The sequence below is a fragment of the Paraburkholderia fungorum genome (genome assembly GCF_046027605.1).
In the GTDB taxonomy this organism is placed as follows: domain Bacteria; phylum Pseudomonadota; class Gammaproteobacteria; order Burkholderiales; family Burkholderiaceae; genus Paraburkholderia; species Paraburkholderia fungorum_F.
The window spans coordinates 1-17,981 of sequence record NZ_JAQQEF010000034.1 but is presented as its reverse complement, the minus strand read 5'-3'; the positions used below and the strand labels follow the sequence as shown (position 1 = coordinate 17,981).

Genomic DNA, 17,981 nt, shown 5'->3' with positions numbered 1-17,981 from the left:
TCCATTACAGGCGCGGGGCGAGATAGATCACCGCATAGATCGGCAACCAGCTCAGTACGACGAAGTACCAGTACAGCGCGTTTTCGCTTACGTCGACAAACCGTTTTCCTTCAAAAGGCCCGGTGAACAACAGAACCGCAAGTACGGCGGTATCCACGGTGTCGGTGATGAGGTGGGTCGTGTGCAGGCCGAGCAAAAGCCAGACGACGGAGCCGTAGGCGTTCGCGTACCAGCTCACGTTCAGCGCGGCGAATTCGAAGCCGCGCAGCACGAGAAATACGAAGGCGAATAACAGGCAGATCGAGAGCCAGATCCGTGAGCGGGCGCGATCTTCGCGGTCGGCAGCGCGTTTGGCGAGCTGATTCGGCCACATGCTTAACAGCAGCACCGCAGTGTTTGCGCTGCCCCACAGGAGCGCCGGCGGCGCGGCATTCAGTGGCCAGTTCGTGGTCAGGCTGCGCAGGTAGAAATACGCCATCGCGGCAATGGCGAATACTGTGCCTTCGATCAGCATGAGGCACACAGTGCTCCACCAGATCAGGCTGCGATGACCAAAGCCGAAGCTCGGCAGGTGACGCACGTCCAGCGTCAACGCGGGAGTCGCGCCGTTGTGAACGACGGGATTGTCGGCCATAACTTTGCGGAGTTCCGTCATGGGCGTTTCTCCAGTTGAACGGCGCGCCGGTTCTCGCCGCGATTCGGCCAGAACCAGCCGATCATCGCGATAGCGACCGGCACCGAGCCCCAAACCACCGCCCACGGCGAGAAGATCGAGCCGATGAACAACACGGTGGTCGTCACCGCGCTGATAAACGGCCAGATCGACGGAGACGGGAAGAGCAGGCGCAGGTCGGGCAGCGCGTCGAGCGCGGTGGTCGAGAGTACCTCGCGCGAGTCGGCTGCAAGTCCGCTGACGCAGCCCGGCTGTGCACCGGGTTCCCATAGCGGATCGCGTCCGTGCACAACGGGTAGTGCATCGAAATTATGCGGCGGCGGCGGACTGGGCGTGCTCCACTCCAGTGTGCCCGCGCCCCAGGGATCGGCGCCCGCAAGTTCGCCATGCCGATAACTTCGGGTTGCATTGACGAGGAAAATCAGCACGCTCACGCCGATCGTATAGGCGCCGATCGTGGCGGTGAGATTCATGTTGTCCCAGCCCATGCCGTGAGGATAGGTCCACACCCGTCGCGGCATGCCGTGCAGACCGAGCAGATGCATGGGAAAGAACGTCACATTGAAACCGATAAAGAACAGCCAGAACTGCAAACGTCCGAGTGCTTCACTCATCAGACGGCCGGTCACTTTGGGAAACCAATAGTAGAACGCGCCGAACAGCGGAAAGACGGCGCCCCCCAATAGCACGTAATGCAAATGCGCGACAACGAAATAAGTGTCGTGAACCTGAAGATCGAGCGAGACGGAACTCAGCATCACGCCCGTCATGCCGCCGAGCACCAGAATAAAAAAGAACCCCAGTGCGAACCACAGAGGCGTCTTCAGATTGAGGCGGCCGGTCCAGAGTGTCGCGAGCCAGCAGAAAATCTGCACGCCGGACGGAATGGCGATCATCAGACTCGCAGCGGTAAAGAAGCTTTTGCCGAGCGCTGGAATGCTCGTGGCAAACATGTGATGCACCCACAGGCCGAACGCGAAAAACGCTGTCGTGATCAGCGCAAGAACCATCGCCGGATAACCGAAAATCGGACGACGCGCGAAAGTCGGAATGATCGACGAAAGGAATCCGAGCGGCGGAATAAAGATCAGGTACACCTCGGGGTGCCCAAAGAACCAGAAAAGGTGCTGCCATAACAGCACGTCGCCACCGCGGGCCGCGTTATAAAAGTGCGTGCCGACCAGTCTGTCGAGAATCAGCGCCGTGCTGCCGAGCATCACCGCGGGCATGGCGAACAACACCATGAACTGCGTGACGAGCGTGGCCCATACGAATAACGGCATGCGATTGAGCGACATGCCCGGCGCGCGCAGTTTGAAGATCGTCGTAATGAGTACGACCGCTTCCAGCAGGGAAGACAGTTCGGTGAAGGTAATCATCTGCGCCCAGATGTCGACGCCTTTGCCCGTTGAATAGTCGGGACCGGCTAGCGGCACATAGCTGAACCAGCCAGCGTCAGGACCCGCGCCGAGCACGAACGCCACATATAGCGTGAGCCCGCCGAACAGAAAAACCCAGTACGCGTACGCGTTCATTCGCGGGAATGCGACGCTGCGCGAGCCGATCATCAGCGGCACGAGCCATGTGGCGACGGCTTGCATGATCGGCACGGCGAACAGGAACATCATCGTCGTGCCGTGAATTGTGAAGATCTGGTTGTAGAGTTCTGGTCCGATGAGCCGATTGCCGGGGCGTGCAAGTTGCAGCCGTATCGCTAGCGCGAGTAAGCCACCCAGCAGAAAAAAGACGAAGGTCGTAATGATGAAGCGCCGCGCCACTGTCTTGTGATTCACCGCGGAAAGCCGGCCGATCCATCCGGGCGGATCGCTCCACGTGCGCGCGAGCGCTTCCATACTCCGAGGTCCGGCCGCGGGACCGTCCACCAGATGTGGTGATGTATCGTCCGAAGCAGATTGACGGTCGCTCATTGAAGGGTTCCGATCCACGCGACGAGCGCTTCGAGTTCCTGTCGCGATAATGGGCTCGCGGGCATCGTGGTGCCCGGCTTCATGCTTCCCGGTGCTTTGATCCAGGCCTCCAGGTTGGCAGTGTTGTTCGCGAACGTGCCGGCCGCGAGCATCGGCCGGCTCATGACGTGCGTGAGATCTGGGCCGAGCGCGCCGTGGGCGGACGTGCCTCGCACTGTATGGCATCCGGCGCAGGCACCGGTGGTGAAGATGCGCTCGCCTTGCGCCTGAAGGTCATTTGCGGGCTGCGGCGCCGGCATCTGCTGGTGCGCGACCCACGCCTGATATTGCGCCGGCGACTCGGCGACGACTGAGAAGGCCATCAGCGCATGTTCGAGCCCGCAGAATTCCGCGCATTGTCCGCGATACGTGCCGGGACGGTCGGCGCGGAATTCGATTGTCGACTCGCGGCCTGGGATCATGTCCTTCTTTCCATGCAGGTTCGGCACCCAGAAGGTGTGGATCACATCGTCCGCCCTGAGTGAAACGACGACGGGCCGTCCTACCGGCACATGGACCTCGTTCGCCACGGCGAAGCCGCCGCCGGCGGTGTCGTCGGCATAGCGGGTTTCCCACCACCATTGGTGGCCTGTCATCTCGAGATGAACCGCGTTGGCGACCGGCAGGCGCGACAGGGCGCGGTCGGTCATAACGTCAGTGAGGAGAAGGCCAAATAGCACGACCACCGACGCCACCGACGCACCGCTCACGACGCGACGCAGCCGGTTTTCGGGCCGATCGAGCGAGGTCAGGTCCGGGCGGTCGTCATGATTTGCGCGCGGAGCCCGCATGACGGCGAGCAGCAAGACAATCAGAACTGCCGCGAAGACCAGCGAGCAGACGGCAAGCGTGATCGTCCAAAGTGTAAAGATATGGGCGGCCTGCACGCCGGCCGGATGGAGCACGTTTTGGGTGGGCTCGGCGCATACGCGCGCGGCAACGCCGCCGGGCACCAGCGGGGCAAGGGTTTGCCAAAGCCGACGAACCAACGCCTTGTTCGGTGTTCGTCCCGGCTGTGCCCGGTATGCTCGGCCTGTATGCATGTTCTCGGCGGTGTAGACGTCTCGGGGAGCCTTCTGCGACGTGGCAGCAAGCTATGTACCTGCGCACGGGGACGGCACGTCGGGCGAGACCGGCCCCCAAGTCCCGCGATTTCGGTCCGGATGATCAGATAAGCACCGCCGCTGCCCTATCCTGGCGTCCTCACGATGCACCGTCCCGGGACTGTCGTCAGAAAATTTTTCAACCAGGAAGCGGAAGTGACCTTTCTGGTTGTGCAAGCCTGGCGCAGCACTGAAGTGTTTCCGCCGATTCCTCCTTGGTTCTAGCAGCCGGGCTACGTCTCCCGTGTTTCCCGAGCGTGGACAGGCAGCTCGTGCCCGATGGGGGGTAGCCCACCGATCTTTTCCGCCAGCATTCTTTCATAGACGCCGAAATGCAGATCGACTTCCTGCTGCGTGACCACCGTCACAAAGATGCGGACCTGTTGCGGCAGCAATCCAAGCACGACTGCGGTCGCGGATTCGAGTTGGGGGACGCACAGTTGGTCGTCCGCGAACGTCGTGCCAATCGAGAGCTCGTATGTTTTCTCTTCGCGCACCGCCGCCTCCACCAGGCGGGCCCGGGCGCTCATATTGTTTTCGATGGCAAGGCGCATCACGTCGACCGCCGTGCGCATGCCCTCGGTCGGAAAACCTTGCGGCGAGCGCAGACGTACGCGATGCCTGCCGAGCGTGACCCAGTCTGAATCGAATTCGATGAGCGTCCTCCAGTGGGAACAGATCTGCGCGGAGAGTAAGGTGCGTGAACGGATTTTCAAGAGGTTAAAAAAAAATTTCTGCACCCTTGAAATCTGCGCGCCAACGTCTATCTTTCATTTCGCTCAGGCAGCCGCGCGAATTCAGCATCGTGCGTTGCGTCTTTCGATTTGTTTGCCCGCAGTGGGGTAGACGGACTGGAGCGCGTAGGCCCGTCCGTCTCCTCGCCGCATTTTTCCCAGAGGAAACGACCATGAGTGATCTCTACTTCACGTCCGACCTGTTCAGCCAGTTCGATCGTCTGCATCAGCAGATGGCGACGCTGTTCAGCGGCCACCCTTCCAGTATCCGGACCGACCGCCTGTCGGCCTTCCCGCAGATCAACGTCGGGACGACCGATGACACCATCGAGATCGTCGCCTTCGCGCCGGGCATCGACCCAAAGCAACTGGAAGTCTCCATCGACAAGGGCCTGCTTACGATCGCCGGCGAACGGGCCGCGGCGACGCGCGAGGTCGACGAAGCCACGCGTCATTACGCGCGGGAACGTTTCAGCGGGCAATTCCGCCGGGTGATCGAGCTTCCCCAGCATGCTGATCCTGACCGGGTGGAGGCCCGTTATCTCAACGGCTGCCTGAGCATCAGCATCGGAAAGCGCGAGTCGTCGAAACCTCGTGCGATTACCGTCCAGTAACACAGTCCACGGAGAGGAGCCAATCATGAGCGATACAAACCAACTTACGCGCCGGGAGTCCAAAGTGGCAAGCGCTGCAGTGCCGGACCGTGCGGAAAAACGCCTGACGCTGAATCCGGCCGTCGACGTCATCGAGGACGCACACGGCGTAACCCTATGGGCCGATCTGCCGGGCGTGGCACGGGAGAGCCTCGAGATCAGGGTGCAGGACGGCAATCTGCGGATCGACGCATCCGCCAGCGTGCCGACCCGGGAAGGGCTGCGGCTGCAGCACGCTGAAGTGCGTGTGCCGGACTTCGCACGCTCGTTTACGCTTGGACCGGAGTTTGATACTTCAAAGATCGAAGCAAATCTCAAGAATGGTGTACTGAAGCTGCTGATCCCACGCCGCGAAGAGGCGCGGCCGCGGCGGATTGAGGTCGCCGTAGGCTAGGAGCCCGGCAAGCGGGGGCGAGCAAGTAACCTTGATGCTGCGCCCCCGCCGTGAGCCCTGAGTGCGGCATCCTTATCAGGCTGCCGACGCCTTCGCATTGCCCGCCTTTTCTGCAAACTCGGAAAGCTTGAGGTCAGTTGCCTTTTCCTCCTCAAGGGTCGCCTGGAGCAGCTTCACCCCTTCAGTGAATCCAAGCTGCTTGCCGATCGCACACAGACTGCCATAGGCCGCGATCTCGTAGTGTTCGACCTTCTGGGCTGCGGCTACGAGCCCCGCGTCCAGAACCGGGCCTTTTTCGATTTCGTCGATCAGCTCCGCTCCCTCCTCGATAAGTCCTTCCATGGCAACGCACTTCATTCGCTTCAGGCGGATGCCGCAGACGTCCACTACCTGATCGATGCGCTCGACCTGCCCGTGCGTCTCCTCTAGGTGCGTTTTGAACGCGTCGCTCAGCTTGGGATCGGACGCTGCGCGCGACAGCTTCGCCAGTGCCCTGGTGAGCTGCTTTTCCGCGCTATAGATATCCGACAGCATATGAACAAAAAGATCGTCGACTGTCTTGCGTTGGGCCATGATGGACTCCCTGAGGGTGTAGGAAGCCTCGATTTCGCAACGGGTGTGCCCGGTCAAGGCGTGACGCGCGACGGAAGCCGCCACGTCCCCGCATGTCTCCTGTCGCCTGCGCCCGGGTACGTCTCTAAAGTCCGGCGGAGCCTGCATTTGTTGGGGCAGTTCACCGGATCGAGGTCCCGCAGCCGTAACAATGTTTCGCAGCGTAGACATCCCATGAATCCAACTGCGATTGACGGAACGAAAATCTATAGTTGGCACCAACGACCTACGACCAAGGAGTCCTGCATGAACACAGCGACGTTTGAGGAGCGCATCCGGGCCAAAGCATATGAGCTCTGGCAGGAGGACAGCAGCATGGAAGGACGAGTACTGACGGAAAGCGAGAACTCTTGTCGAAGCCGAACTCGCGGATGAATAGCGTATGCGGGGAGGCGCTGATGGTGCGGCGGATGGGAAGGGGGCGGACAAGGAGCAGGGCAGCGCGGCGGACGACGGCTAAGTCGCTGCGAAAACCTGAGAACCGCCGGGCGCCGTCAGGCAGCACTCCTGCGAGCGCAACGGCGCGGGCGGTCCCGCTGCCTGGTTAGACGGCGCCCCGGATCGCCCCCGACCGAAAAGACGAACGATCAACAGGAGGATCACCGCCCCGATCAGGGCAGTTATCAGCGAGCCGACTATCCCGCTACCGAGATGGAGCCCAGGAGCGTCGCCCACCCAATCGCCGAGAAACGCGCCGACGACCTGACGATGATGTCAACGACGATGCCAATCCGCCCCCATCGACGATACGACCAGCAAGCGCGCCGGCGACGCCACCGATTACAAGCCAGAAAATAATTCCATGCGATGTGGGTTCCATGTGCTTCTCCGGTTTTCCATGCGGCCGTTACTGGGCGACGCCCTTCTTCGACGCCAGTTGCTGGGCCATCTGGTAGCGCTCCTTGATCGTTGGCAAGGCTTTCTGCGCTGCCTTTTTCAGATCGGCATTCTGGCCCTCTGAAGCCTCTTTTTCGAAAGCCGCGATAGCCTGCTGATGCCCCTCGAGGCCAACCTTCGCTATGTAGGCTTTGTCAAAGTCTGCACCCTTAAGCGTCTTGAGAGACTCGAGCACCGCGGTATCGGAATTGTCTTTCGGCACCGCGACGCCATGAGGTGCTGCCATTTTCAGTTGAACGGTCAGCTTCGTATGATCGAGCATCATGTGATGCGCGAAGGACTTCACATCCTTGTCACTGGAGTTACTGGTCGCGAGTTTCGACGCATCGATTTCGGTCGATGACGACATGGACGCAGCCTGTACGAAGTCTTTGTCGACCTGTGCCAAGGGGTTGGCCGCAGTCGTCGAGGCGGCCTGCGTCTGCGCAGTCGCAGCTGCCGACGCGAAGGTGAGTCCCGCGCTAAGCGCGCCGATCATTGTCAAATTTTTCACGCTGCTTTTCATTTTTTCTTCCCTGGTCAAGTAGTGTGTTTGCCGGCTCAACTGTCACGTGTGGGGCATGCCGTCTGACACGCCAACGCAAAGCACCTTCCAAGCCTGCGCGATGGAAAAAAGACGGCTCGCGCGAGCGAGCCGCGCGCAACCCCACTGTCCCTTTGCGCTGCGGACGCCTGGCAACGCGCAAGCCGCATGCCGCACGAACGGCACGGGCAGATTTCACGCAGCGCGGCGGATCAGTTCGCTCTCATAGGCAGTCCGGCATCGAACCGTGCTTACGAAGGAGCAAGGAAGTCGGGTTACTCGCGGACCTCAATCTTCAGGCACGACGCATGCGCCGCCCACGATCGCAGGCCTATTACCGTTGCGTTCCTGCGCGCACTTTCCGCCGGAGCGATCGCTCTGAGACTGGGGCACGGGACATTCCGCGCATGCGTTCGTCATCGCCCCCAGCTTGATTTCCAACGAGACATTCCGTGGATGTATTACCCGCACGCGGGGACTTGCGTCTGCGGAACCCACATTACTTTTTGGAGAGATGCGATGTTTGTTCACAACAAGCGACTGCAGTACACCGTCCGCGTGGCCGCACCGAACCCCGGCCTTGCGAACCTGCTGCTCGAACAGTTTGGCGGGCCGCAGGGCGAGCTGGCCGCCGCGTGCAGATATTTCACCCAGGCGGTAAGCGAGGACGACCCCGGCCGACGCGACATGCTGTTCGATATCGCGACCGAAGAACTCAGTCACCTGGAGATCATCGGCTCCATTGTCGCCATGCTTAACAAGGGCGCGAAGGGGCAACTGGCAGAAGGCGTCGAAAAGGAAGCGGAGCTCTATCGCTCGCTGACCGGAGGCGGAAACGACTCCCACACGACCGCATTGCTTTATGGCGGGGGTCCCGCGCTGACGAACTCGGCGGGCGGGCCTTGGACTGCGGCGTACATCGACACTATCGGTGAGCCGACGGCTGACCTGAGATCGAACATCGCCGCGGAAGCCCGCGCGAAGATCGTATACGAGCGGTTGATCAACGTGACCGATGACCCCGGTATCAAGGAAGCGCTCGGCTTTCTGATGACCCGCGAAATTGCGCATCAAAAATCTTTTGAAAGGCCCTTCACTCGATCCAGCCGAATTTTCCGCAAGGGAAATTGCCAGGCGTTCCTGAATTTACAAACGTTTATTACAACATGTCCGACGGCGACGACGCGCCGCGCGGTCCATGGAACGAAGGGCCTGGTTGGGACTTCGTCGAGCAGCCCCAGCCTGCGGTCGACGGCGGTGACGGGCTCGCGACCGTCAAGGTCTCGAAGAAAGATGTCGAGGTGCTGAGCGCAATGGCATCGCGTACGGCCTCTGCAATCGACACAGATCCGGTCACCGGCGCTGACCTTGGCGCCGGGCAGGATGCGGCAGTCACGAAGTAAGGTTGCCAGAGCTTCAATTGGAGCCGCCGATGGCCTTTCGTCGGCAATGACAAGCCCAGCCTGATGAGGACCCGGTATCTCGGCAAGCTATCGGCAACATCGACATTCTGACGTAGCTCTCACCTGGAGTAATTCGCCATGACCAAGGCTGCGGTCTTCATCGACGGAACGCTGGTCGATTCTGTCGATCTGCATGCGAGCGCCTGGCAAGAGGCGTTCGCCCGGTTCGGGCATGAAGTCACGTTCGAGCAGGCGCGGAGCCAGATCGGCAAAGGTGGCGACCAGCTTCTGCCGGTCTTTCTTTCTTCCGCCCAGCGCGAGGACTATGGCGACGCGTTGGAAGAATGGCGCGGCGAGCGATTCAAAATAAAGTACCTGCCGATGGTTCGCCCGTTTTCGGCGGTGCCGGATTTGCTACGTCGCGTTCATGACGGCGGCCTCAAGGTAGCAGTAGCGTCGTCCGCTAAAAAGGAAGAACTTGAGATCTACCTGGATATCGCAGGAATTTCGCAGCTGGTTGACGAATCCACGTCGTCGACCGATGCGGCGAAGTCGAAGCCCGCACCGCACATCTTCGAGGCGGTGCTCAAAAAATTGGGGATCGCCGCGACCGATGCTGTGGCTATAGGCGATACCCCATACGACGCGCAAGCGGCCGAGAAAACCGGGATGCGAACCATTGGCTTGCTGTGTGGTGGCTTTACGGAAGTCAGTCTCCGAGCTGGCGGCTGCGTGGCCGTTTATCCCGGCCCCGGGGCGTTGCTTGCCTGCTTCGATGCGTCGCCGCTCGGAGCTGGGGCAGCGTCATAACAGTCCCGCCACGAGTCCTATCCGCGCCATCGGAAATATACGGTCGATGCTCACCTGCAGATCTGTTGGAAGGCAGCCGTTTGCCGTTCTTGCGTGGAGGTTAGCATCAGATTGAAAATCTGACGCGTACCAGTTGTATGCCGCGCGCAATAGTTGACAGCAAGCCAGCGACCGGTAACTGCCAACGTCAGCGCTACCAAGGCGCAGTCGCGGCATGAACGTTGCGCGGTTAGAGAAAGTTGGTAATCCTATATTGGCCGGCGCGAATCAGCGCGAGCCATTCATCGAGTACCTACGCGCCGCGGCAGGGTGGCCGATCTTCTCTACGAGGAGATCGTCGTCCGCCCCGTGGCGACTACAGGAGAAGTCACGGGTCGCCGGTTCAATAAAATCGTCGGTTCCCGGAAACCTGCCGGAGCACTCGCAGCAGCGGCAGCCGTTGCGGCCGCCGGTGCGGTGTGGGTTCGCTATCGGGCAGGTAATGCCGAGCGCGATAATCCACCGATCGGGAGCGTCGTCGAGGTCGACGGAGTACCGCTTCATTATGTTGACAAGGGTGAAGGCCCTGCCGTCGTGCTTTTGCATGGCAACGCGGTGCTACTTCAGGACTTCGTCGGCAGTGGCCTGATCGATCGTTTAGCTGAGCGGCACCGGGTGATCGCGTTCGATCGGCCAGGTTTCGGTTACAGCGGGCGACCACGCGACCGGCTCTGGACCACGCAAGCGCAGGCCACGCTCATTCAACAGGCGCTCACGCTGCTGGGCATAGAGCAACCCGTCGTGCTCGGACATTCATGGGGCACGCTGGTCGCACTTGGCATGGCGGTCGGCGCCGCTGCTGACGTGCGCGGGCTTGTGCTGGTCTCCGGTTACTACTATCCGACCGTGCGCGCTGACGTCGCGCTCGCTGCACCGGCGGCGCTTCCCGTGCTCGGCGATGTCCTGCGTTATACCGTTTCGCCGCTGGCCGCTGGCCGCTGGCCGCTCGCCTGCTGCTGAAGCGCAGCGTGGAAGTGATGTTCGCTCCGGCACCGATGCCAGCCGACTTCTTCGACGTGATTCCTCGTGAAATGCTGCTTCGTCCCGTGCAGATCAGGGCCGAGGCCGAGGACGCCGCGTTCATGATTCCGGCCGCGGCGCAGTTGAGTGCTCACTATTCTGACCTGAGGATGCCGGTCAGTATTTTTGCCGGCGCGAAGGACAAGGTTGTCGACGCCGAATCGAATTCGGCCCGGCTGCACCAAGCGGTATCCCATAGCACGCTCGTCATGACGCCGGAGGCGGGACATATGGTGCATTACGCGCTAGCCGGTGAAATCGTGGAGGCAATCGATCTGATGACTGGTCGCCAGAATACGGAGTTCCATGCTACCGATGCCACCATCAGCGACACGTCATTCCAAACTGAAATGATAGAGGGCTCGCCAGCAACGACGTGACCCGCAGTCGACGCTCGCTGTCTGCAGCGAGCGTTGGTGGAAGAGGGTTGTGTTACCCATTGTGCTCGAGATGGAAGCTTTCCGATGGATGGTTCGATCGACTGTGTAATCGTAGGCGGAGGGCCGGCCGGCTTGACCGCGGCACTCTATCTTACGCGCTATCGCCGAACGACGAGGGTCTTCGACGCCGGCGAAAGTCGCGCGCGGCTTATTCCTGTTGCGCGCAACGTGCCGGGCTTTCCATCGGGCATCAACGGTGAGGCCTAGCTGGCGAACCTGGGCGAGCAGCTCACGCCGTACGACGTAGCGCCCGAACGTGCCCGGGTGGAGGCCATCAAGGCTGTCAGCGATGGTTTCCGGATTGACTATCTTCCAATGCGAGGCGGCGACGCACAAACCGCGCGCTCGGTGCACGCCAGACGTGTTTTGCTCGCCGCGGGCATACGTGACGGACTACCGTCGGTGCCCGACGCCGATGAGCTGACCCGCTCCGGCCTGTTTTGCCTCTGTCCGATATGCGACGGTTACGAGACTGAAGGCAAGCGTATCGCGATGTTAGGACCGGCGAAGTGCGCGCTATCGCTCGCTTGATGAGTTTGAGGAACAGATGCAGGACCAACTCGATAACGGCGTCGTTACCAGCGACGGTGGCGCCGGTTCCGACTGGATGGCAGACTACGAACTCGAGGTCGTAAAGGTCGACTGAGCACGGGCAGGAAAAGCATTGCCTTCATTCGTCGAGCCTGGCGTCTTGCCAAAGGGCGAAAACGAACTACCCTTTGTTGAGCGTGCTTGCGCTTGTGAACGGAGGTCGCCGTGACTGATTTCGAGCTTGCGTTGTCGAGGCTGAAAGTAGCCGAAGCGTTGATGCAATCGGGAGAACTGAGGCAGTCTGCGATCATTCGAAGTCCCACCGCCAAAGCGCATCATGAGCGCCTCGACGCTGTACTTGAAGAAGCGAAAGCGCTCCTGTTCCGATCAAAGGGCTGCGACTCGTAGAAGGGACACGTGTGATGCGAGTTCTTGCTGTCACAAATCTGATCGCGCCGTCGCGCGGATCACGGCGAATAACACAGCGACTAGCCAGCGGACAACGAGAAACACACGCGCAACCCGAAGGGAGTCGGGTGAGTTGCTCGGCAAAGGAAAACAGCGAAAACCGTTGGGCAGTCAGGTAAGGAAGATTCTCCGACAGCAGTTGCCGGCGACAGCGAAGGGCCGAAGTCGACCCAACTCGGCGTGGTCAGCAGATCGTAGCCCGGGAGGCGAGTTCCGGGGTACATCGGTCACTCGCCAGCGATATCATCGCTGACTGGTGGTCGACCTTGCCGACGTCAACGTGATTGCCTGAGCATGAACTCGATCAAACGTAAGCCGCCCACTTGATTTAAATCGGCGGCAAGCTTCCCTTGTCAGCATCGACGATTGGACACTGCCCGCCCTTCTTAACCCGCACAGAGCGCTTTCAACTGCGCGTTCTATCTATACTTGCGAATGCGCGACGCAAGTCGCTTACGATGAGGGCGCTCCCCGATGGACATCCGGCTTGCCAATTTTGGTCCGAAAAATTATCTCTGGCCGGAGTGTCGGGACGGGGCTGCGATAGCAATGATTGAGGATGCGGATCTGTGGCCTCTTCGGGTAAATGAGGATCGGGACGGATACGTGGCGCTAGCCATCACGAACAAGAAATCGGTGACGGGCAAAGCTCTTAAAAAAAATGCGGCCGGTCGTTGGTACAACCTGCCCGATATCTTCAGCCACTCTGATGGTGACATCTGGCTGCACCGCAAAAAAGACGAATTGTGGTGGACGATCTCGAAACCGGATCCGTCTTCGACAACCCCGGAGAAGTCGCGCGCTCCTGGCCAGGAGGGAACGATGATCTATGTGATGCGTAAGCCAGTCGAGCCTTGGTCAAACACGAACAAAAAAGGTGGGCGTCTGCTATGGAGCGCGATATATCCTGTCGCGCAGGATTTCCTGTGGAACCGGGGAACTACGGTACGCCTCAGGCCAGAGAACGTGGCCTACGCACTTGCCCTCATCAATGGCGACGATTTGTCCCCTTGGCATTCACAATCTAACTGGACAAAGGCGGTCGAGAATTCCCGGAAAGGATTGCCCTCAGTAGAGGACGTGGTCGGTCGTGCAGCCCTGACGATGGTGTACATGGCCACGCATACGAGTGCTAATTCGAATGGCCAGGAAGTGACGCGCACGATAAAAAATAAAGAGGTGAAATTTGCGAACGATTCCGTCTTTGCGGACTACGTCAAGGAACTGATCCTCGCTCAGGAAGAAGCATGCGCAATCACTGGACTACCATTGCAGTACCCAGATGCAGCGGATGATCCAGAGATGATCTGTTCACTGGACCGGATCGATAGCGACGGCCATTACGAAGCAGGTAATCTGCAGGTGGTTTGCCGCTTCGTCAACCGCTGGAAAAGCGACAGAAATGACGACGAGTTCCGTCGCCTGATAGGGCTACTGCAAGCCAGCACACGCGCTGTCTGATCGTTCGCAGAGAGAATCGCTCATCCTGACGTCAGCGCAGGAGACTCGGCGAACGGCGCAGGTCGACCCACTGCAGCCCCCCGACGCCGCCTGAATTCAACGGCAGTTCGCGAGGTCCAACGGTCATCCGTGAGCCCGCGGACGCCGAAACGTTCACGGCCTCTCCGGACGGTCACGGATCGCGGGAAAGGGTCGATCAACGCTGCGCCGTGGGTGTCCGCCTCCGGAAGGGCGGCGTGATCGCTCCCAACCCGGAGCGGGCTGTAGCTCACCGAAACGCGGTCGGCTCGAACGGCTCTTGAATAAGGATGAGGCGCGCGAGAGGGTGATGGGAATCTGCTCACCCTTTGCGATCGAGCGTGGCAGGCGCCTCCGCCGCGAGAGCGGCGGCGATCAATGTCATTCCGGGGAGCTTTCCGCTTCCACCGGATCATCGCGCTGACGCATGAGCCAATAGACCCCGCCCAGTGCCAGGAGTGCGGCGGCCAGCGCGCCAATTCGGTACGGATCGGTGTTCGGATCAAGAATGATGAATTTGCGCGCGATCGCGAGCAAAGCAATCAGCACGACCGTTTTCACCTGCACGATATGGTCGCGTCGAAGCATCACGCGGATGATGGAGTGCTTGAATTCCATCGCGATCAACAACGTCATGATCATGCCGAAGACCGTCTGGAAAACAGCATGATCCAGCGGGTTCAGCGCTTCCCACACGAGCAATACGACTACCGCGCGGATGAGTTGCCACAGTGATATGGCGATGATTACGGAAATGACGCCGCTCAGAATATGCACGACCGCCTGTTCGAAGCGCTCGTAAAAGCCAAGGACGCGCGGCTCCAACCGCAGTGCGTTCATCACTTTGCTGGCCACATTCCTGTTCTCATTCATGGTGAGCTTCCAGGTTGTTCATGGTTGCTGTCGTAGGCTGGTTGTTTCCAGCTATACCTGTGTGGGTCAAGGTTTCCTTGCTCGTTGGAGCGTGTTTGCGAACCTCTTTTGAGCATGTCGTATGCGCGCCGTTAGCGGCGTCGGTCCCGCAGTGCCGCCGGGTGGCGTGGCGAATGATTGCCACCCCGCCCGGGGCACACTATCGTTCGACCCTACGCGTCAAAGAACTCATTTGATCTCGATCGTCCTGACCGCGGAGCGCGCGGAGGCCGTTTTTGGCAAACGAAGCGTCAGGACGCCCTTGTCGAATTTCGCATCCACCTTGTCGACATCGACCCCATCGGGCAGTGGAATCGTTCGAGTGAACGAGCCATACGACCGCTCCAGCCGGTAGCAGCCATTTTCCTCGCTCCTCGTGTCCTGCTTCTTCTCGCCACGCAGGACCAGGACGCCCTCTTCGATGGACGTCTGCAAATCCTCACGATCCATGCCCGGCAGCTCAGCGGTGATGCGCAGCGCGTCGCCGTCGTCGACGACATCGATGCGCGGCTGGAACCGCGATGAACTGAAATCGCCGAACCATCGGTCAAGGCCACCGGCGCCCGCGAACGGATCGTGCAGCATTTCGCCGATCACCCGCCACGGGTCCGACGAAAAGAGCCGGGACACGTCGGGCCACTCGGCCAGCCACTGCTTCGACGTTGGCGCGCTGGACGACGATTGTTCGCCGCCTTTTTCGGTTTGCGCTTTGCGCAGGAATTTGAACGGGTTCCATTTACTCAGATCAGTGTTCATTTCACCCTCCTACAAATTGCATGATGATTGGCGTGAAGTGCGCGTGGAAAGATCCGACATCGCTCCAGCCTGCTACGCGGCCAAACCCAACGCTTGCACCGGTTCATCCAACAGACCGCGGTTGATCAGTTGAACGGCGTATTGCATCGCTTCGCGCTCAGCTTCCTGTTGACTGCGCCACCGTTCGCCGTAACGCGAAAGGTGCCAGTCGGCCAGCACGTCGCCGTTCATGCAGATCTGCACGATCGCCACATAGCCGTCAGGGGCGGATACCGGCGTCTGAATGTATCGAACCGGCACGGTATGGATGTTGATTTGATGCCCTTTCCAGGACTCTTGTGACGCTTTCCATTGCAAACTCCCAGAAATGCAGTGGTGGCGCCCAGCGGCGCGCCACCAGGTTTCCTCATTGTCGTAATGGTGTGCTCCGGGTTACTCGACCCTGACCTCGATGCGACGAGGCTGAGCCTTTTCACTGCGCGGAATGCGCAGCTTCAGCACGCCGTCCTGCAGGTTCGCTTCGATCTTTGCCGGGTCGAAGTCCGGACTCAGCGTGAAGGCCCGGAAGTAGCTGGGCGCCGGCATTTCGGCATGCTGCAGCCGCAAGCCATCGGGTGTCGGCACGCGGGCCTCGGCCTCGATCACGAGGTTGCCGTCCTGCACCTTCACATCGAGCCGGTCCTTCGAAACACCGGGTAGATCGGCGACAACCGTGATGCCCGTTTGGTCCTCGAAGACATCGACGGCCGGCACGATGGTTGACCTGCGTTCCGCGGACTTCGCCTGCGTGCTCGGCGTCACGCTGGTTGGCTGTTCGCGTTCGATAACTTGAGTGGTATCGCTCATGGCTCTCTCCTCAAATCATTGGACCGTAATCGACCGGGGCTTCGACGACTCGTGCTTGCTCACCGTCACGCACAGACAGCCGTCCACATAACGCGCCTGCACCTTGTCAGGGTTAGCGTTCTGCGGTAGTTCGATGACCCGCCTGAAGGTGCCGGCGAAGCGCTCCCCGGCGTAGACCTTCCGGTCGCTGTCGCCGTCGGGCGTTGCTGACTTGCGCTCGCCGCTGATCGTCAACAGGCCCTTGTCGATCGAAACATCGAGTTCGTCCGGCTTCATGCCGGGCGCGAAAGCGACGATCTCGATGGTGTCGTCGGTGACGCCGAGGTTGACTTGCGGGAACGCACCGCGCCTCACGGAGCGGATGCTGGATGGGAAGCCCCGGAAGAGTTCGTCGATCCGCCGCTGAAAGCGGTCGAATTCGCCGAAGAGGTCTTTCCCGAAGTAGAGATCACTCATGGTCGTATCCTCCTTTCATCCACAAAAGGAAGGCGAACGGGCGTACGCGCTCCAGTTCGCCTGCCAGGCCTCTGACAAACAAATCGAAACACGCAGCGCGATAACGCGACTGCCTGAACGGAACCCAGAATAGGAACGCCCGCGCGAAATTTCAAGGGGTGCGTTGGATGGCCGCAGGGGGACGTCGCGCGGCCCTTGAAATCCGCTTTGCTGCCCGTATTCTCGGCACGCATTGCGTTTTTTCATAAGGAGGCGAGTATGGATTTCGACGTGGAATGGCTGACACTGGGCAAACACGGGGTGAGGCTTCGCTCGACAAGAGGTTTTCCGACGGAGGCGTTGCGCACGGTCGCCGACGTGGCGCGTCTCGCGATTGAAAACAACATGAGCGCGCGTGCGCGGCTCGTGGAAGTCGTGTTTCGGGATCAGGACAAGGCGTATGACGTCGTCGTCGGCACCACCGTGGCGGAAGACCGCCTTTGCGCCGCACAGTTAGAGGTGGCGCTGGCTACTGTGCTCGGCTTGCTGCCCGAGCAGCTGACGCTGACGGTGAACACGGTTGCGCAGGCCGAGGTCGAGCTGAATTTTGGCGTCTATGAACGCCTGCTCGCACAAAAACTCGGCTCGGTGCCGCCGATTCAGTGAGCGAAACTCGCGGCGTCCCGACGGCCTTCGCACTCCTGCGACCATCCGGCGCACCCCCTTGAAATTTCGCGGAGGCGTTCCTATTCTGGATCTCGCTCAGGCAGTCGCGCTAGCGCGCTGCGTGTTTCGATTTGTTTGCCCGAGGCTTGGCAGGCGAACTGGAGCGCGTACGCCCGTTCGCCTCTTTTCAGCGTCTTGAAGGAGGATACGACCATGAGTGACCTCTACTTCGGGAGCGACCTCTTCGACGAGTTCGACCGGCTGCAATCGCAGACCACGAACTTGTTCGGGGCTTCCCGTCCAGCAATCGGTCCGACCACATCGGGCCTCTTTTGCAGGTCAACATCGGCACAGCCGGCGAGTCGATCAAGATCGTCGCCTTCGCTCCGCGGATCAATCCGGCCAAGACTCGACGTCCTGCGCGACAGGGCTTTTTTGACGATCAGCGGCGAGCGCACGCCGGAATTGTGCTGAAGCCTGCCATGTAATAGCCGGAAAAATCCAGTGATACCGCGGCAATCCCATTTCCGACGGAAATAGCTTGTCGTTCAATTCAATACTGCTTTGGGTTATCGCGATTCAGTGCGGATTCGCGATTCATGTGTGTTCTATCTATTTTC

Annotated in this window: 20 protein-coding genes and 3 pseudogenes; 11 read left to right on the top strand and 12 right to left on the bottom strand. The window is 60.2% G+C overall.

The genetic code is table 11. From position 1 onward, the window contains the following. Positions 1–4 precede the first annotated feature (4 nt). The 4 genes from PQR53_RS34395 to PQR53_RS34380 all read right to left on the bottom strand — a co-directional run bounded on the left by PQR53_RS34395 (position 5) and on the right by PQR53_RS34380 (position 4,399). On the bottom strand, positions 5–655 hold the full coding sequence (locus PQR53_RS34395; protein WP_408464350.1) for a cytochrome c oxidase subunit 3: 651 nt from the start codon (positions 653–655) through the stop codon (positions 5–7). Next, positions 652–2,601, bottom strand: coding sequence for a cytochrome c oxidase subunit I (gene ctaD, locus PQR53_RS34390; RefSeq protein WP_408464348.1), 1,950 nt, complete (start codon positions 2,599–2,601; stop codon positions 652–654). The genes PQR53_RS34395 and ctaD overlap by 4 nt, the downstream gene beginning before the upstream one ends. After that, positions 2,598–3,629, bottom strand: a complete 1,032-nt coding sequence (gene coxB / locus PQR53_RS34385; protein WP_408464346.1) for a cytochrome c oxidase subunit II — start codon at positions 3,627–3,629, stop codon at positions 2,598–2,600. Before coxB ends, ctaD begins: the two co-directional genes overlap by 4 nt. 347 nt (positions 3,630–3,976) lie before the next feature. After that, complete coding sequence (locus tag PQR53_RS34380; RefSeq protein ID WP_408464447.1) at positions 3,977–4,399, bottom strand: hypothetical protein; 423 nt, start codon at positions 4,397–4,399, stop codon at positions 3,977–3,979. A 251-nt stretch (positions 4,400–4,650) separates the two neighbouring features. On the opposite strand from PQR53_RS34380, the gene PQR53_RS34375 reads away from it, so the two are divergent. Both PQR53_RS34375 and PQR53_RS34370 read left to right on the top strand, forming a co-directional pair. Next, complete coding sequence (locus PQR53_RS34375) at positions 4,651–5,091, top strand: Hsp20/alpha crystallin family protein (protein WP_408434078.1); 441 nt, start codon at positions 4,651–4,653, stop codon at positions 5,089–5,091. Positions 5,092–5,116: 25 nt separating this feature from the next. Further along, positions 5,117–5,524, top strand: a complete 408-nt coding sequence (locus PQR53_RS34370) for an Hsp20/alpha crystallin family protein (RefSeq protein WP_408464344.1) — start codon at positions 5,117–5,119, stop codon at positions 5,522–5,524. A gap of 75 nt (positions 5,525–5,599) precedes the next feature. On the opposite strand, the gene PQR53_RS34365 is transcribed toward PQR53_RS34370, so the two are convergent. The 3 genes and pseudogenes from PQR53_RS34365 to PQR53_RS34355 form a co-directional block, all read right to left on the bottom strand. Further along, a complete protein-coding gene (locus PQR53_RS34365; RefSeq protein WP_408464342.1) occupies positions 5,600–6,097 on the bottom strand; it encodes a YciE/YciF ferroxidase family protein in 498 nt (165 codons plus the stop codon). 606 nt (positions 6,098–6,703) lie between these two features. Beyond that, a pseudogene (locus tag PQR53_RS34360) lies at positions 6,704–6,956 on the bottom strand (GlsB/YeaQ/YmgE family stress response membrane protein); the annotation flags it as partial. 27 nt (positions 6,957–6,983) lie between these two features. Then, positions 6,984–7,511 (bottom strand): DUF4142 domain-containing protein, encoded by a 528-nt coding sequence (locus tag PQR53_RS34355; RefSeq protein ID WP_408464445.1) that lies wholly within the window; start codon positions 7,509–7,511, stop codon positions 6,984–6,986. Between the two features lie 564 nt (positions 7,512–8,075). Between PQR53_RS34355 and PQR53_RS34350 the strand changes: the two are divergent. The 7 genes and pseudogenes from PQR53_RS34350 to PQR53_RS34320 all read left to right on the top strand — a co-directional run bounded on the left by PQR53_RS34350 (position 8,076) and on the right by PQR53_RS34320 (position 13,728). Next, a pseudogene (locus PQR53_RS34350) lies at positions 8,076–8,959 on the top strand (manganese catalase family protein). 138 nt (positions 8,960–9,097) lie between these two features. Beyond that, complete coding sequence (locus PQR53_RS34345) at positions 9,098–9,769, top strand: HAD family hydrolase (protein WP_408464340.1); 672 nt, start codon at positions 9,098–9,100, stop codon at positions 9,767–9,769. Positions 9,770–10,078: 309 nt separating this feature from the next. Further along, positions 10,079–10,768, top strand: coding sequence for an alpha/beta fold hydrolase (locus PQR53_RS34340; RefSeq protein WP_408464338.1), 690 nt, complete (start codon positions 10,079–10,081; stop codon positions 10,766–10,768). Between the two features lie 8 nt (positions 10,769–10,776). Beyond that, complete coding sequence (locus tag PQR53_RS34335) at positions 10,777–11,208, top strand: alpha/beta fold hydrolase (RefSeq protein ID WP_408464336.1); 432 nt, start codon at positions 10,777–10,779, stop codon at positions 11,206–11,208. Between the two features lie 84 nt (positions 11,209–11,292). Continuing rightward, positions 11,293–11,475, top strand: a complete 183-nt coding sequence (locus PQR53_RS34330; protein ID WP_408464334.1) for an NAD(P)-binding protein — start codon at positions 11,293–11,295, stop codon at positions 11,473–11,475. A 549-nt stretch (positions 11,476–12,024) separates the two neighbouring features. Then, a complete protein-coding gene (locus PQR53_RS34325) occupies positions 12,025–12,207 on the top strand; it encodes a hypothetical protein (protein WP_408464332.1) in 183 nt (60 codons plus the stop codon). 534 nt (positions 12,208–12,741) lie between these two features. Next, complete coding sequence (locus PQR53_RS34320) at positions 12,742–13,728, top strand: hypothetical protein (RefSeq protein WP_408464330.1); 987 nt, start codon at positions 12,742–12,744, stop codon at positions 13,726–13,728. Positions 13,729–14,127: 399 nt separating this feature from the next. On the opposite strand, the gene PQR53_RS34315 is transcribed toward PQR53_RS34320, so the two are convergent. From PQR53_RS34315 to PQR53_RS34295, 5 genes are all read right to left on the bottom strand, one after another. Then, on the bottom strand, positions 14,128–14,586 hold the full coding sequence (locus PQR53_RS34315) for a phosphate-starvation-inducible PsiE family protein (RefSeq protein WP_408464443.1): 459 nt from the start codon (positions 14,584–14,586) through the stop codon (positions 14,128–14,130). 261 nt (positions 14,587–14,847) lie between these two features. After that, positions 14,848–15,414, bottom strand: coding sequence for an Hsp20/alpha crystallin family protein (locus tag PQR53_RS34310; RefSeq protein WP_408464328.1), 567 nt, complete (start codon positions 15,412–15,414; stop codon positions 14,848–14,850). A 72-nt stretch (positions 15,415–15,486) separates the two neighbouring features. Further along, positions 15,487–15,645 (bottom strand): hypothetical protein, encoded by a 159-nt coding sequence (locus PQR53_RS34305; RefSeq protein WP_408464326.1) that lies wholly within the window; start codon positions 15,643–15,645, stop codon positions 15,487–15,489. 201 nt (positions 15,646–15,846) lie between these two features. Further along, on the bottom strand, positions 15,847–16,260 hold the full coding sequence (locus tag PQR53_RS34300) for an Hsp20/alpha crystallin family protein (RefSeq protein WP_408464324.1): 414 nt from the start codon (positions 16,258–16,260) through the stop codon (positions 15,847–15,849). 15 nt (positions 16,261–16,275) lie between these two features. Beyond that, positions 16,276–16,716: an Hsp20/alpha crystallin family protein gene (locus tag PQR53_RS34295; RefSeq protein WP_408464322.1), complete on the bottom strand. Its 441-nt coding sequence runs from the start codon at positions 16,714–16,716 to the stop codon at positions 16,276–16,278. Between the two features lie 258 nt (positions 16,717–16,974). Here PQR53_RS34295 and PQR53_RS34290 point away from each other — a divergent pair, with 258 nt between their 5' ends. Further along, positions 16,975–17,361, top strand: coding sequence for a hypothetical protein (locus PQR53_RS34290; protein ID WP_408464320.1), 387 nt, complete (start codon positions 16,975–16,977; stop codon positions 17,359–17,361). 213 nt (positions 17,362–17,574) lie between these two features. Beyond that, positions 17,575–17,817 (top strand): annotated as a pseudogene (locus PQR53_RS34285) (Hsp20/alpha crystallin family protein); the annotation flags it as partial. Positions 17,818–17,981: the final 164 nt, after the last annotated feature.

Bases quoted from the DNA above. Each gene is read 5' to 3' on its own strand.
- PQR53_RS34355 (WP_408464445.1), bottom strand. From the start codon at position 7,511: ATGATCGGCGCGCTTAGCGCGGGACTCACCTTCGCGTCGGCAGCTGCG.
- ctaD (WP_408464348.1), bottom strand. From the start codon at position 2,601: ATGAGCGACCGTCAATCTGCTTCGGACGATACATCACCACATCTGGTG.
- PQR53_RS34300 (WP_408464324.1), bottom strand. From the start codon at position 16,260: ATGAGCGATACCACTCAAGTTATCGAACGCGAACAGCCAACCAGCGTG.
- PQR53_RS34305 (WP_408464326.1), bottom strand. From the start codon at position 15,645: ATGAACGGCGACGTGCTGGCCGACTGGCACCTTTCGCGTTACGGCGAA.
- PQR53_RS34395 (WP_408464350.1), bottom strand. From the start codon at position 655: ATGACGGAACTCCGCAAAGTTATGGCCGACAATCCCGTCGTTCACAAC.
- PQR53_RS34375 (WP_408434078.1), top strand. From the start codon at position 4,651: ATGAGTGATCTCTACTTCACGTCCGACCTGTTCAGCCAGTTCGATCGT.
- PQR53_RS34330 (WP_408464334.1), top strand. From the start codon at position 11,293: ATGGATGGTTCGATCGACTGTGTAATCGTAGGCGGAGGGCCGGCCGGC.
- PQR53_RS34315 (WP_408464443.1), bottom strand. From the start codon at position 14,586: ATGAACGCACTGCGGTTGGAGCCGCGCGTCCTTGGCTTTTACGAGCGC.
- PQR53_RS34345 (WP_408464340.1), top strand. From the start codon at position 9,098: ATGACCAAGGCTGCGGTCTTCATCGACGGAACGCTGGTCGATTCTGTC.
- PQR53_RS34320 (WP_408464330.1), top strand. From the start codon at position 12,742: ATGGACATCCGGCTTGCCAATTTTGGTCCGAAAAATTATCTCTGGCCG.
- PQR53_RS34310 (WP_408464328.1), bottom strand. From the start codon at position 15,414: ATGAACACTGATCTGAGTAAATGGAACCCGTTCAAATTCCTGCGCAAA.
- PQR53_RS34365 (WP_408464342.1), bottom strand. From the start codon at position 6,097: ATGGCCCAACGCAAGACAGTCGACGATCTTTTTGTTCATATGCTGTCG.
- PQR53_RS34290 (WP_408464320.1), top strand. From the start codon at position 16,975: ATGGATTTCGACGTGGAATGGCTGACACTGGGCAAACACGGGGTGAGG.
- PQR53_RS34370 (WP_408464344.1), top strand. From the start codon at position 5,117: ATGAGCGATACAAACCAACTTACGCGCCGGGAGTCCAAAGTGGCAAGC.
- PQR53_RS34295 (WP_408464322.1), bottom strand. From the start codon at position 16,716: ATGAGTGATCTCTACTTCGGGAAAGACCTCTTCGGCGAATTCGACCGC.